At 42.3% G+C, this 13279-nt stretch carries 10 protein-coding genes; 8 read left to right on the top strand and 2 right to left on the bottom strand.

What is annotated here, in order from left to right; translation table 11 throughout:
- The first annotated feature begins 83 nt into the window (after positions 1-83).
- The 4 genes from IM792_RS03975 to IM792_RS03990 all read left to right on the top strand — a co-directional run bounded on the left by IM792_RS03975 (position 84) and on the right by IM792_RS03990 (position 4166).
- Positions 84-647, top strand: a complete 564-nt coding sequence (locus tag IM792_RS03975) for a UbiX family flavin prenyltransferase (protein ID WP_194100468.1) — start codon at positions 84-86, stop codon at positions 645-647.
- A 195-nt stretch (positions 648-842) separates the two neighbouring features.
- Positions 843-2162 carry a tRNA (N(6)-L-threonylcarbamoyladenosine(37)-C(2))-methylthiotransferase MtaB gene (mtaB, locus tag IM792_RS03980; RefSeq protein ID WP_194100469.1) on the top strand — a complete coding sequence of 440 codons (1320 nt, stop codon included), beginning with the start codon at positions 843-845 and terminating at the stop codon, positions 2160-2162.
- A 30-nt stretch (positions 2163-2192) separates the two neighbouring features.
- On the top strand, positions 2193-3353 hold the full coding sequence (locus tag IM792_RS03985; protein ID WP_194100471.1) for a prolipoprotein diacylglyceryl transferase family protein: 1161 nt from the start codon (positions 2193-2195) through the stop codon (positions 3351-3353).
- A gap of 24 nt (positions 3354-3377) precedes the next feature.
- Complete coding sequence (locus IM792_RS03990) at positions 3378-4166, top strand: inositol monophosphatase family protein (RefSeq protein ID WP_194100473.1); 789 nt, start codon at positions 3378-3380, stop codon at positions 4164-4166.
- 197 nt (positions 4167-4363) lie between these two features.
- On the opposite strand, the gene IM792_RS03995 is transcribed toward IM792_RS03990, so the two are convergent.
- Positions 4364-4912, bottom strand: coding sequence for a NifU family protein (locus IM792_RS03995; RefSeq protein ID WP_194100474.1), 549 nt, complete (start codon positions 4910-4912; stop codon positions 4364-4366).
- 104 nt (positions 4913-5016) lie between these two features.
- Positions 5017-6360 carry an adenylosuccinate lyase gene (gene purB / locus IM792_RS04000; protein ID WP_194100476.1) on the bottom strand — a complete coding sequence of 448 codons (1344 nt, stop codon included), beginning with the start codon at positions 6358-6360 and terminating at the stop codon, positions 5017-5019.
- A gap of 156 nt (positions 6361-6516) precedes the next feature.
- Here purB and IM792_RS04005 point away from each other — a divergent pair, with 156 nt between their 5' ends.
- The 4 genes from IM792_RS04005 (at position 6517) to IM792_RS04020 (ending at position 13157) form a co-directional block, all read left to right on the top strand.
- Positions 6517-7134, top strand: a complete 618-nt coding sequence (locus tag IM792_RS04005) for a TetR/AcrR family transcriptional regulator (protein ID WP_194100478.1) — start codon at positions 6517-6519, stop codon at positions 7132-7134.
- An 81-nt stretch (positions 7135-7215) separates the two neighbouring features.
- Positions 7216-8571, top strand: a complete 1356-nt coding sequence (locus IM792_RS04010; protein WP_228084921.1) for a TolC family protein — start codon at positions 7216-7218, stop codon at positions 8569-8571.
- A gap of 26 nt (positions 8572-8597) precedes the next feature.
- Positions 8598-9704 (top strand): efflux RND transporter periplasmic adaptor subunit, encoded by a 1107-nt coding sequence (locus IM792_RS04015; RefSeq protein WP_194100479.1) that lies wholly within the window; start codon positions 8598-8600, stop codon positions 9702-9704.
- 21 nt (positions 9705-9725) lie between these two features.
- Positions 9726-13157, top strand: coding sequence for an efflux RND transporter permease subunit (locus IM792_RS04020; RefSeq protein ID WP_194100481.1), 3432 nt, complete (start codon positions 9726-9728; stop codon positions 13155-13157).
- Positions 13158-13279 lie beyond the last annotated feature (122 nt).

Raw genomic sequence — 13279 nt, forward strand, 5'->3', positions numbered from 1 at the left:
TGTAGGGTCGGGTACTTAGTATTCGACCCTTTTTTTGTGCCCGCAACTTTATCCCGCTGCATTTGTTATACTTGCATCCAGTTATGAAAAAGAAGATAGTTATAGCCATTACAGGTGCAAGTGGAGCCATTTATGCCAAATTGTTGCTGGATAAATTGCAGCAATTACAGAGCCAGGTAGCCGAGGTTGGCATCATCATGTCTACAAACGCCCAAGAGGTTTGGCGTGTAGAGTTAGGTAATGAGAGCTATCAAAACTATCCATACAAATTTTATAACAAGTACGATTTTAGCGCGCCCTTTGCCTCCGGCTCCGCTAAATTTGATACCATGGTTGTGGTGCCATGCTCAATGGGTACGCTCGGTCGAATAGCCAGCGGCGTGTCCGACGATCTGACCACCCGCGCAGCTGACGTGATATTAAAAGAACGCCGCAAACTCATCTTAGTGGCTCGTGATACCCCGCTCAACCTGATACAAATACGCAACATGGCCACCGTTACCGAAGCTGGTGGAATTATCTGCCCGGCCATACCATCCTTTTACAGCCGCCCGCAAACCATTGAAGAAGTAGCCATGACGGTAGTAAACCGCGTGATAGATTTGATAGGGTTGGAGGATGATAGTTTTAGATGGGGGGAGGAGTAGTCTTGAACCCGAATTTACAGAATTAAGGAATTTTTAGAATAAAGCTCATTCTGTCAATTCTTCAATTCGGAAAATTCCGGTTCAGATATATTCTATAAATTCTGGTTCAAGACAAATACTTTCTGTCATCAAACTCTGATTTCTGAAAATTCCCCTCACTCCAAAATAAATTCTGGTTATCTTTGCCGATTAATAATGAACAGGAAGGTAGCATTTTATACACTGGGCTGTAAGCTTAACTATTCGGAAACATCGAGTATTGGCAGGTTATTTAACGATGCCGGTTATGATACGGTTGATTTTACCGATACGCCCGATGTATATGTGATCAACACATGTTCGGTAACCGAGAATGCCGATAAAAAATGCAAAAAGATAGTTAAGGAAGCTTTAAAGGTTTCTCCTAACGCTTACATTACCATTGTTGGTTGCTACGCTCAATTAAAACCAAAAGAGATAGCCGAAATTCCGGGTGTTGATATGGTGCTTGGCGCTGCCGAAAAATTCCAGATCATTGATCATATTACCGATCTTACCAAGCAGCCCAAAACATTAGTTTACAATCAACCGGTGTCCGAAGCTAATGAGTTTGTACCCGCCTATTCGTTTGGTGATCGTACCCGTACCTTCCTTAAAGTTCAGGATGGTTGCGATTATTCTTGTACCTTTTGTACCATACCCTTAGCGCGTGGTGCAAGCCGTAGCGATACCATTGAGAATGTTTTAGATCAGGCTCGTAAGATCGCGGAATCAGGTGTTAAGGAGATCGTATTAACAGGCGTTAACCTTGGCGATTTTGGTATCCGCAATGGCCAGCGTGAAGATAAATTCTTTGACCTGGTAAAAGCACTTGATGAAGTTGAGGGTATCGACAGGATACGTATCTCATCCATCGAACCAAACCTGTTGACCGACGAGATCATTGAGTTTGTAGCTACCTCAAAAAGGTTTGTGCCGCATTTCCATATTCCGTTACAATCAGGTTCCGATAAAATATTGGGCTTAATGCGCCGTCGTTACAAACGAGCGCTTTATGCTGATAGGGTAGCAAAGATCAAAGCCATAATGCCCGACTGCTGCATAGGTGTGGATGTTATAGTAGGTTTCCCTGGTGAAACACGTGAGGATTTTATAGATACCTATAATTTTTTGAATGATATGGATATTTCATATCTGCACGTATTTACCTATTCAGAACGTGAAAATACCCTTGCCGCCGAAATGAAAGGCACTGTACCGGGCTCAACCCGTGCCGACAGGAGCAAGATGTTGCACATACTATCCGATAAAAAGCGCCGTGCCTTTTACGATACTCAATTAGGAAAGACCGAAGAAGTACTATTTGAGGGTGATATTAAGGATGGTTTTATGCATGGCTTTACCCGTAACTATGTAAAGGTGAAGGCTAAATACGATCCTGTATTGGTTAACGAGCTAAAATCAGTTCAATTAACAAATATATCACCCGACGGTGATGTAGAAATTACAGAAGCAGTTGAGGTATTAGTGCATTAAAAGCATATATTCGTCCCCAAAATACTGCTTATGTTTCCTACCATATCCGAGCTGATACATTATCTTACCGGGTTAAACGTACCACCATTACCAATACAAACATTTGGCTTTTTTGTAGCGATTGCCTTTATGGCCGCTTATTGGGCTTTTGTACAGGAATTTAAACGCCGCGAAAAGCTTGGCGAGATACATCCGCTGCACAAAACAATAACTGTTGGCGAACCCTTGTCGACAGGTGAAATAATAGGAAACGGTATTTTTGGATTCATTATTGGCTTTAAATTTCTTGAGGCCATACTGCATTATAAAGATCTGATCAATGATACGCAGAGCTTTCTGCTATCAACCCGAGGTAACCTGTTGGGTGGTATAGTATTGGCCGCGGTATTCATTTACTGGGCTTACGCCGAAAACAAGAAGCAGCGTTTACCACAACCTGTTCAAAAACGGGTACTGGTGCATCCGCACGAGTTAATGGGTAACATACTGCTTTGGGCAGCCGTGTTTGGTTTTGCCGGAGCGAAGCTATTTAACGGACTTGAGAACTGGGATGCCTTTATGGCTGATCCGGTAGGTATGCTTATCGGCACCAGCGGCTTAACCTTTTACGGTGGATTAATATGCGGTGGCGCTGCCGTACTATATATAGCAAACAAAAATGGTATTAAGCCATTGACGATGCTTGATATTGGCGGACCCGGCATGATGCTGTCCTATGGTGTTGGTCGTATTGGTTGCCAAATGGCCGGCGATGGCGACTGGGGAATAACCAACCTTGCCCCAAAACCAGGCTGGTTAAGCTGGGCACCCGATTGGATGTGGGCCTTTAAATACCCTCATAATGTTAACAGCGAGGGGGTGCCTATAGCCAATTGTCTTGGAAAGTATTGCAGCGAACTACCTCAGCCGGTTTTCCCTACACCGTTTTACGAAGTAGTGATGTGCCTTATACTTTTTCTGGTGATATGGGGCGTACGTAACAAAATATCAAAGCCTGGTGCATTGTTCGGTATATACCTGATATTGGCCGGTGTTGAGCGTTTCTTTATTGAACTTATCCGTGTAAATACCAAATACCATTTATTCGGTATATCATTTACTCAGGCCGAGATGATCTCGTTATTTATGGTTGTTGGCGGTGCTGTTCTAATTGCGCGCACCGAAGGTAAAAAAACACAGATCGTTCAATAATCTTATCTAAAACTATACGCTGACATGAATTTACAGGAGGTTGTATTAAGTACAGTTGAGCTTGCTAAACAGGTGGGTGATTTTATCCGTCAGGAGAGAAAGACATTTAGTATTGATAAGATAGAGTATAAAGGTCTGAACGACCTGGTATCATACGTTGATAAAACCGCCGAGCAGCAGTTAGTAGCCGGACTTGAAAAGATATTACCCATAGCCGGTTTTATCACCGAGGAAAAAACAAGTATCCGTTTAGGTCAGATATATAACTGGATCATTGATCCGCTGGATGGTACCACTAACTTTATACACGGCTTGCCAACGTTTTCTATCAGCATCGCTTTAAAGGAGTATGATGAACTTGTTGCCGGAGTGGTGTATGAAATAAACCTCGACGAATGCTTTTACGCGTGGAAAGGGGCACCTGCATATTTAAACGGCAACGAAATTAAAGTAAGCAAAGCGCCGAGCCTTGAGCATAGTTTGTTAGCAACAGGATTCCCGTATTATGATTTTAGTAAGCAGGATCAATACATAGAACTCTTTGCCGAACTGATGCGTAGCTGCCACGGTTTACGCCGTTTGGGCTCGGCCGCGGTTGATCTGGCTTATACTGCCTGTGGTAGGTTTGAAGGTTTCTACGAGTATAACCTTAATGCCTGGGACGTTGCCGCCGGTATAGTTATCGTTAAACAGGCAGGCGGACAGGTAGTAAACTTTAAAGGCGGCGATGAAGTAATTGAAACCCGTGAGTTATTAGCTACTAACGGCAATATTACAGCGGAGATGTTGCAGGCGATTCAAAAATTTTTCTGACCATGATTTATTGATTTCCTTGATTATGGGATTTCATTTTGAGATTTCACTGATTTTAAGAGATCGATTCCACAGATCGTTATAAATAAAAAAAGTCCCATAGATTGACCTATGGGACTTTTTAATGCGTATTATTTATCTGTGTAATTTCAATCTAATCGGTGAAATCACAAAAAATAATCAGTGAAATCCTATCATTAATAAGCTTCAGATACTACTTCGGTAACACCTGGTACCATGCGTTTAAGCAGGTTTTCGATACCGGCTTTAAGTGTTACGGTTGATGATGGGCAGCCGCTGCATGAACCGCGAAGCTCAACAGTTACAATACCTTCGTCGAATGATTTATAGGTGATAGCGCCGCCATCCTGCTCAACAGCCGGGCGAACGTAATCGTTCAGTATTTGCTGAATTTTTATTTCGGTATCGGTGCCTTCAAAATCAACTTCTACGTGTTCTTCGGCTTTTACCGTAAGTTCCGATTCAACTGCGCCTTTTACAAACTCCTTAAGTATCGGCTCAATATCAGCCCAATCGGTACCCTCAGTTTTGGTAACGGTTACAAAGTTGCTTGCAAAGAATACGCCGTTAACAAACGAAAATTTATAAAGCTCTTTAGCAAAGGTTGAGCTTTCAGCGCTTTCTTTAGTGGCATAATCAACACTGCCGTTTATCAGCAACTTGTTCACTATGAACTTCATAGTTGCCGGGTTTGGTGTAGCTTCGGTATATACGTTGATATTCATCTTTTTCGGGATTGTTATTTGTATTTATAACAAATTTAAACAGCTTTTTTGTTAAATGCGCAAACCAATTTAGTTATGACCGCTTAATGACTTTGACGATACACTTAAATACCCGTATAATTCGATGGCGTTATCTGTTTAAGCTCAGCTTTCACACTATCATTTACATCCAACGTATCAACAAATGCAGCTATAGTTTCCGCATTTACATGGGTATTGGTACGGGTAAGTTCCTTTAACGCTTCGTACGGGTTAGGGTAGGCCTCGCGGCGTAGTATGGTTTGTATAGCTTCGGCTACTACTGCCCAGTTAGCTTCAAGGTCGGCGTTAATGGCGGCCTCGTTCAATAATAGTTTATTTAAACCTTTAACTGTCGATTTTATGGCGATCAATGTATGAGCCACAGGCACACCTATATTACGCAATACTGTGCTATCAGTAAGATCGCGTTGCAGGCGAGATACTGGTAACTTAGCCGCTAAGTGCTCAAATAATGCGTTAGCTATACCCAGGTTACCTTCCGAATTTTCAAAATCAATAGGGTTAACCTTATGTGGCATAGCTGATGAGCCAACTTCGCCGGCCTTGATCTTTTGCTTAAAGTAATTCATGGAGATATAGGTCCACATATCACGATCCAGATCGATCAGAATGTTATTGATGCGTTTCAGCGCATCGCATTGAGCAGCGAAATTATCGTAATGCTCTATTTGTGTAGTGTATTGCGAGCGGCTTAATCCTAAAATGTTATCTACAAAGTTATTCCCAAAGGCTTTCCAGTCGATAGCCGGATAAGCGATATTATGCGCGTTAAAATTGCCTGTAGCACCACCAAACTTGGCTGAGAAAGGCACCTGTTGCAACTGCTGTAATTGTTTTTCTATACGTTCAACAAATACACTGATCTCCTTACCCAAACGGCTTGGAGAGGCTGGTTGCCCGTGCGTATGTGCCAGCATGGGTATATTTTGCCAATCGGAAGCGTAAGCTTTAAGCGTATCAACCAATTCTGTAATAGCAGGGTAATAGCTTTCAACAAGTGCCAATTTGAATGAGTACGGGATAGCGGTGTTATTAATATCCTGCGAGGTAAGGCCAAAGTGGATGAACTCCTTGTATTGCTCAATGCCCAACTCATCAAATTTTTGCTTGATGAAGTATTCAACCGCTTTAACATCGTGGTTGGTGGTCTTTTCTATTTGCTTAATGCTCTCAGCATCAGCTTCGCTAAAACTTTTATATATGTCGCGTAGTTTATCAGATAATGATCTGTCAAAATCAGCTAACTGAGGTAACGGGTGTTCATATAATGCTATAAAATACTCTATCTCAACAAATACCCTGTATTTAATTAAAGCATATTCAGAAAAATAAGCGGCAAGGCCTGCGGTTGTATTGCGGTACCTGCCGTCAACAGGTGATATTGCTGATAAAGCGTTTAGCTGCATAGTATATATGAATTTTTGGCAAAGATACCATTTTTAAAACACAGTTAACACGACACTCGTAAAACCAATAATTGAATAAATAGGCAACTATTTGACAATTTGATAACCATTGGAAACTATATATTCAAAAAACGTTTCCTTAGTTTTGCTGACGTTATGGAACAGGCAGACAGGATATTACAAGGAGCTGAAGACCTTTTTTTGCATTCGGGCATTAAAAGTATTACGATGGACGACATTGCCCGCCACCTCGGCATGTCAAAAAAAACCATCTATCAATTTTATAAGGATAAGAATGAGCTGGTAATAAAACTGGTACGCAAAAAACTCGAAGAAGATATTAATGAGATTAATAAGATCATGAAAAGCGAAGGTAACGTGGTACAACAAATGCTCGACATGATGAAATGCTCAGGCGAGATATTATCACAGGTAAACCCTGTAGCCATACACGATCTGCAAAAATATCATCCCGAAGGATGGGAATTATTTAAGGGCTTTAAAGGTCAGTTTTTAGTTGAAAAACTGGAAGAATTACTAACCAAGGGCAAGGAGCAAGGCTATATACGCCCCGAGGTAGATGTGCGCATAATAGCCCGCATGCGGGTAGCGCAGGTTGAGATGGGGTTTGATACCCGCTTGTTCCCAACGTCGGAATTTAATAGCTGGAAAGTGCAGTACCAGTTTTTGGAGCACTTCAATTTTGGCGTATGTACACTTGAGGGCTACAAACTGTTGGAGCAATATTGTAAAAATATTATACCGCAATATTAACTGCTGACATAGGGCTGTCAGGCCCCGTGCGGTTATTTGCAATGAAAAACAAAATAGCAATACATCAATCACTATATATACATGAACAAAAGGGGTAAATTTTTAATGGGCTTGTTGGGCTGCCTGTGGTGGTCAAACGGGTTCGCGCAGCAATCGCCGCCGAGAGATAGCACGGCACACAGCTTTAGTCTGGCTGATTGCATTAATTACGCTTATGAACACCAGGATTCGGTAAAAAATGCCGCGTTAGATGTTAAGAGCGCCGAATATAAGGTAAAGGAAACCATTGGCATAGGGTTGCCACAGGTAAATGGTTCGGCCCAATTTCAGGACTACTTTAGGGTTCCGGCTCAGGTAGCTCCAGGTGATTTTTTTGGGAGGCCGGGCGAGTTAGTTCCGCTGAGGTTTGCGGTGAAGTATAGCACAACCCTCACTGTACAAGCCACACAGTTATTGTTTGATGGTACTTTTTTAGTTGGACTACAATCAGCTAAAGTATTTAAGGAGCTCTCTCAAAAAAGCTTTACCCGTACCAAGATCGAAACCAACTCCAACGTAACTAAGGCTTATTACCAGGTACTGGTAAGTTACGAGCAGATCAAATTGTATGATGCCAACATCAAACAGTTAAAACAACAGCTTGACGAAACTACGCAACAAAATAAACAAGGATTTGTAGAAAAGATAGATGTTGACCGTTTAGCGGTGCAATACAACAATTTGGTAACCAATCGCGAAAATGTTGAAGGAGGCATTATTATCTATAACCAAATGCTCAAATTCCAAATGGGCATGCCTGTAGATGAGCAGCTAATACTTACTGACAAGTTGGAGAGCGTTAATTTTAGTGACAAGCCCGAGGCTGTTACTGATACTGCCTTTTACCGCAACAGGATAGAATACAGCTTGCTCGAAACCAATAAAAAACTAAATGAATTTGATATGAAAGAAAAGAAGGCTCGTTTCCTTCCTTCGCTGTCGGCATTTGGTAATTTATCCACCTCGTTTTATGAGAATAATTTTAGTCGTTTATTCAATAACAACTATCCATTCAGCTTTGTAGGATTGAGCCTAAACGTGCCGATCTTCAGCGGAGGTCAGCGTACCAATCAATTAAGGCAGTCAAAGATCAATGTGCTCAAATCTCAGAATGATCTGCATAATTTAAAGAATGCTTTAATGTTACAAGCTAATACAGCTAACATAACTTATATAAACGGCCTTAAATCGCTTAACAATCAACGTAGCAACCGTGAATTAGCACTTGAGGTTTTACGTGTCACCAAAATAAAGTATCAGCAAGGTGTAGGGTCAAGCATTGAGGTTTCGCAAGCACAAAATGAACTTGAAAGCGCCGATAACCAATACATACAAGCGCTTTACAATGTACTTGTAAGCAAGGTTGATCTTGATAAAGCATACGGACGTTTAAACTAAATCATTCACATTACAACACGCAACAAATGAAGAATTTAATATATATAGCCGCCCTGATGTTCCTGGCATCGTGCGGTGGTAAAAAGGATAAAAAAACGGAGCTTGCCGAACTGAAAAAACAGCAGGCTGAGCTTAATTCAAAAGTAGCCAAATTACAGGCAGAGGTTGGTGGTAACGATTCGGCAAAGGTTATGGATGTTACCGTTTACAAACTTGAACCCGGCCAGTTCAATAACTATGTAGAGATACAAGGACGTATTGACGCGCAGGAAAACGTTACCGCGTTTTCGCAGGCACCGGGCACTATTACCGCTATTTATGTAAAACCCGGTCAGCATGTAAGCAAAGGGCAGGTACTTGTTCAATTAGATAATGTGGTATTGCAACAGCAAATAGCACAGGCCGAAGCAAAGGCTGAATTATCACGTACCTTATTTCAACGCCAAAAAAACCTGTGGGATCAAAAGATTGGTACCGAGGTACAATATCTTCAAGCTCAAACTACTTTACAGGCTGATGAAAAGGCGCTTTCGGCATTAAAACGCCAGTCAGATCAGTACCGTATTAAATCGCCTATCAATGGCTCTATCGATCAGATGGATCTGAAATTGGGGCAAGCCATTTCACCTGGTCAGCAGGGTAGCGGTATCCAGATAGTTAATGATGAGATACTGAAAGTTAAGGCTAACGTACCCGAGTCATACTCGGCAAGCGTAAGCACCGGTAACAATGTAAAAATCGTTTTTCCGGATATAAAGGATTCATTATCTACCAAAGTAACTTTCGCCGCTAAAGCTATCGACCCTACATCACGTAGTTTCCCGATAGAGGTAAAGTTACCTAACAGCAAAAGTCTGCGCCCAAACATGACGGCCGTACTTAAAATAGCCGATTATACTAAGGCTAATGCCTTGGCTATCCCGTTAAAGGCAGTTCAAAAATCAGAAGGCAGCGATTATGTTTTTGTAAATGTTAATGGCGTTGCCCGTCAAAAAACAATCAAACAAGGCGCTGTATCCGGCGGTAAGGCCGAGATATTATCGGGCCTTAAAGCGGGCGACCAGGTAGTTGTTGAAGGCGCCGCCGATATTGAGGATGGCGACAAGGTGAAAATATTACAGGGCGTAAACTAATAAACACTAAACCGGTCTGTTATGAAAGATGCTGAAAAAGAATTCGGCCCATCCAGTTGGGCTATTGATAATAAAACGGCAATATATGTGCTGGTATTCATCATAACCCTGTTGGGTTTGGTGAGCTACGTTACATTGCCGAAAGAGAATTTTCCGGATATTGCCCAATCAAAGGTATTTGTAACCACGCAATACCTTGGCCAATCGCCCGAAAATATTGAGCTGCTGGTAACCCGGCAGATAGAAAAGCAATTAAAATCACTCAAAGGCTTAAAAAAGGTAACATCCAACTCGTTGCCTAACGTATCGGTAATTACGGCTGAATTTAATGCCAATGTTGATATACGCGATGCCAAGCAGGATGTTAAAGAGGCGGTTGATAAAGCCAAGCCCGATTTGCCCCAAAATGATAATAACCTTAAGGAGTCCTCAATATCTGACATCAATGTTGCCGACTTACCCATACTTTACATCAACCTTTCGGGTAATTACGATCTGAAAAAGTTGAAGGAGTATGCCGATAATCTGAAGGATGAGATAGAGAGTTACAAGGAGATATCAAAGGTAGAGACGGTGGGCGCGCTTAAGCCCGAAATTGAGATCAATGTTGATATCAACAAAATGACGGCCGCGCAAATAGGTTATGGCGATATCATTAACGCTATTGGCGGTGAAAACATCATCGCATCGGCCGGTACCATTAAGATGGATGGTGTGCGCAGGAGTGTAGACATCAGGCAGGATTTTAAAAATGCCGAGGAAGTTGCCGCCATGGTGATCCGTAACCCAACAGGCCGAGCCGTATACCTGCGCGACATTGCCGAGGTGAAGGATGGCTTTGCCGAGCAGGAGAGTTATGCCCGCTTAAAAACCAATGAGCAAAAGAACTTTAAAAATGTAATTACGCTCAACATCAGCAAGCGATCAGGTGAGAACCTGATCGAGGCGTCGGACAAGATCAATCAACTCATCGAACTAAAACAAAAGAGCGAGTTCCCAAAAGGACTGGATATTACCGTAACCGGTGATCAGAGTGATAAAACACGTGTAACTATTAATGATCTGGTAAATACCATCATTATCGGTTTCGTGCTGGTAACCATTATCCTGATGTTCTTTATGGGTACAACCAATGCCATATTCGTGGCCTTATCGGTACCGTTATCATGTTTCATAGCGTTTTTGGTTATGCCGGCCATTGGCTTTACGCTGAACATGATCGTGCTGTTCTCCTTCCTGTTAGCGCTGGGCATTGTGGTGGATGATGCCATTGTGGTGATTGAGAATACACACCGTATTTTTGATAATGGTAAGGTACCTATTAAACAAGCTGCCAAAATAGCCGCGGGCGAAGTGTTCCTGCCTGTATTCTCAGGTACCATGACCACGTTGGCCCCATTTGTGCCATTAGCATTTTGGAATAGTTTGATAGGGCATTTCATGTTCTTCCTGCCTATCACGCTTATCATAACGCTGCTTGCATCATTATTGGTGGCCTACATCATTAACCCGGTTTTCGCGGTCGATTTTATGAAGCCACACATTGAGGGTGAACATGATAATCCGAAGTTTGACCGTACAGTTAAACGGGTACTAATTGTGATGGGTATTATAGCTGTTTTAGGCTATCTGATTAATGTTGGGCTTGGAAATTTTGTGGTTTTTGCGGCATTATTATACTTGCTTAATCATTTTGTGCTTATAAAATGGATCGACAAGTTCCAAAAAAACGCCTGGCCGAGTTTTCAAAACTGGTACGGCCGCATGATAGAAAAGGCGGTACGCAGGCCATGGCAAATATTGCTGGGTATTATTGTACTGTTCTTTTTAAGCATTGGCTTCATGGTTGTACGGTCGCCAAAGGTGGAGTTCTTCCCGCAAGCCGACCCTAACTTTGCTTATGTATATATCACGATGCCTACCGGTACCGATCAGGCATTTACCAACGAGGTTACCCGCAAGCTTGAGCAACGAGTCGCATCTACAGTTGAGCCGTACAAGCACATCGTATCGTCCATAATATCAAACGTTACGGTAAGCGTTACCGATCCGCAGGATGAAGACCAGGGCGATTATCCGAACAAGGGTAAAATAACTGTAGCCTTTGTTGAGTTTGGCGAGCGTGATGGTACTGATACAAAAGAGGTATTGGCAAAAATACGCAAATCTGTACGAGGTGTTGTGCCAGGTGCGCAAATATCGGTAGCGCAGGAGAACGGAGGCCCTCCAACACAAAAGGATATCAGTATTGAGTTAGTTGGCGATGATCTGGATACGTTGACCAAAGCCGCCGTTCAGCTTAAAAACTATATTGTTAAACAAAACATAGGCGGTATTGAGGAGTTAATGCCAGATGTACAGGATAATAAACCACAGATAGTTTTTGCCGTAAACCGTGAGCGTGCTAATCGTGAGGGAATCAGTACAGGGCAAATTACTCAGGCCTTGGGGGCTACCATTTATGGTGCTAAAGCTGCCGATTTCCGTAACACTACTGAGGATAATTACGAGATAAACGTACAGGCCAAAGAGGAGCAACGTCATGATATTGACGCGATACGCAACTTAAAGATAACCTATCGCGATATGGCTACCGGTGGTACTGTAAGGCAGGTGCCTATCTCGGCCTTTGCTGATATTCAGTATAAAAACACCTATAGCAATATTAAGCACAAACAGCAACGCAGGGTAATCACATTAGGCTCAAACGTTATTAAAGGCTTTAATGCCAATGAGGTTAACCAGCAAATATTGCAATCTATCAGCAACTACAAATTGCCGGAGGGAGTCGTTGTACGTCAAACCGGCGGTCAGGAAGATCAGATAGAAGCCGCGACATTCCTGATGACAGCTTTAGGAATATCATTTATGCTGATATTGGTTATCCTGATGATGCAATTCAATTCCATCGGTAAAACCTTTATCATCATCAGCGAGATATTGTTCAGTATAATCGGGGTATTCCTCGGTATCAGCATTTTCGGTATGACGGTTACCATCGTAATGACGGGTGTAGGTATCATAGCCCTTGCTGGTGTGGTGGTACGTAATGGTATACTGCTGGTTGAGTTTACCGACTTACTGCTTGAGCAAGGTATGAGCCTGCATGATGCCGTGGTTGAGGCTGGCCGTACCCGTATGACTCCTGTAATTTTGACCGCTACAGCGGCAATATTAGGTTTGATACCGCTGGCCGTAGGTTTCAATATTGACTTTGTGGGATTATTTACCTCCTTTGAGCCGCACATTCACTTTGGTGGTGATAACGTAGCTTTTTGGGGCCCGCTATCATGGACGATGATATTTGGTTTGGCTTTCGCGACCATCATCACGCTGATACTGGTGCCATGTTTATACCTGATACGTACCCGTATCAAAGACAGGCTTGCCGGTAAAAAGCATGATGAAGATGCGCCAACCGAACCTCATATAATTGAAACAAAACACGCATAATAAATAATAAGGCCCGCTACATGCGGGCCTTATTATTTATTATAAATTCTAAAAACTAAGCTCTAAATTCTAATAGATAATTGAAATAATATAAAACCAAAGTTCTCGATAGCTATTCTCCA

The sequence above is a fragment of the Mucilaginibacter sp. JRF genome, from assembly GCF_015223065.1.
Lineage (GTDB): Bacteria > Bacteroidota > Bacteroidia > Sphingobacteriales > Sphingobacteriaceae > Mucilaginibacter.

Coding starts and splice junctions, on each gene's coding strand:
- IM792_RS04015 (WP_194100479.1), top strand. CDS start 8,598: ATGAAGAATTTAATATATATAGCCGCCCTGATGTTCCTGGCATCGTGC.
- purB (WP_194100476.1), bottom strand. CDS start 6,360: ATGCAGCTAAACGCTTTATCAGCAATATCACCTGTTGACGGCAGGTAC.
- IM792_RS04020 (WP_194100481.1), top strand. CDS start 9,726: ATGAAAGATGCTGAAAAAGAATTCGGCCCATCCAGTTGGGCTATTGAT.
- IM792_RS03975 (WP_194100468.1), top strand. CDS start 84: ATGAAAAAGAAGATAGTTATAGCCATTACAGGTGCAAGTGGAGCCATT.
- IM792_RS04005 (WP_194100478.1), top strand. CDS start 6,517: ATGGAACAGGCAGACAGGATATTACAAGGAGCTGAAGACCTTTTTTTG.
- IM792_RS03985 (WP_194100471.1), top strand. CDS start 2,193: ATGTTTCCTACCATATCCGAGCTGATACATTATCTTACCGGGTTAAAC.
- IM792_RS03990 (WP_194100473.1), top strand. CDS start 3,378: ATGAATTTACAGGAGGTTGTATTAAGTACAGTTGAGCTTGCTAAACAG.
- mtaB (WP_194100469.1), top strand. CDS start 843: ATGAACAGGAAGGTAGCATTTTATACACTGGGCTGTAAGCTTAACTAT.
- IM792_RS04010 (WP_228084921.1), top strand. CDS start 7,216: ATGAACAAAAGGGGTAAATTTTTAATGGGCTTGTTGGGCTGCCTGTGG.
- IM792_RS03995 (WP_194100474.1), bottom strand. CDS start 4,912: ATGAATATCAACGTATATACCGAAGCTACACCAAACCCGGCAACTATG.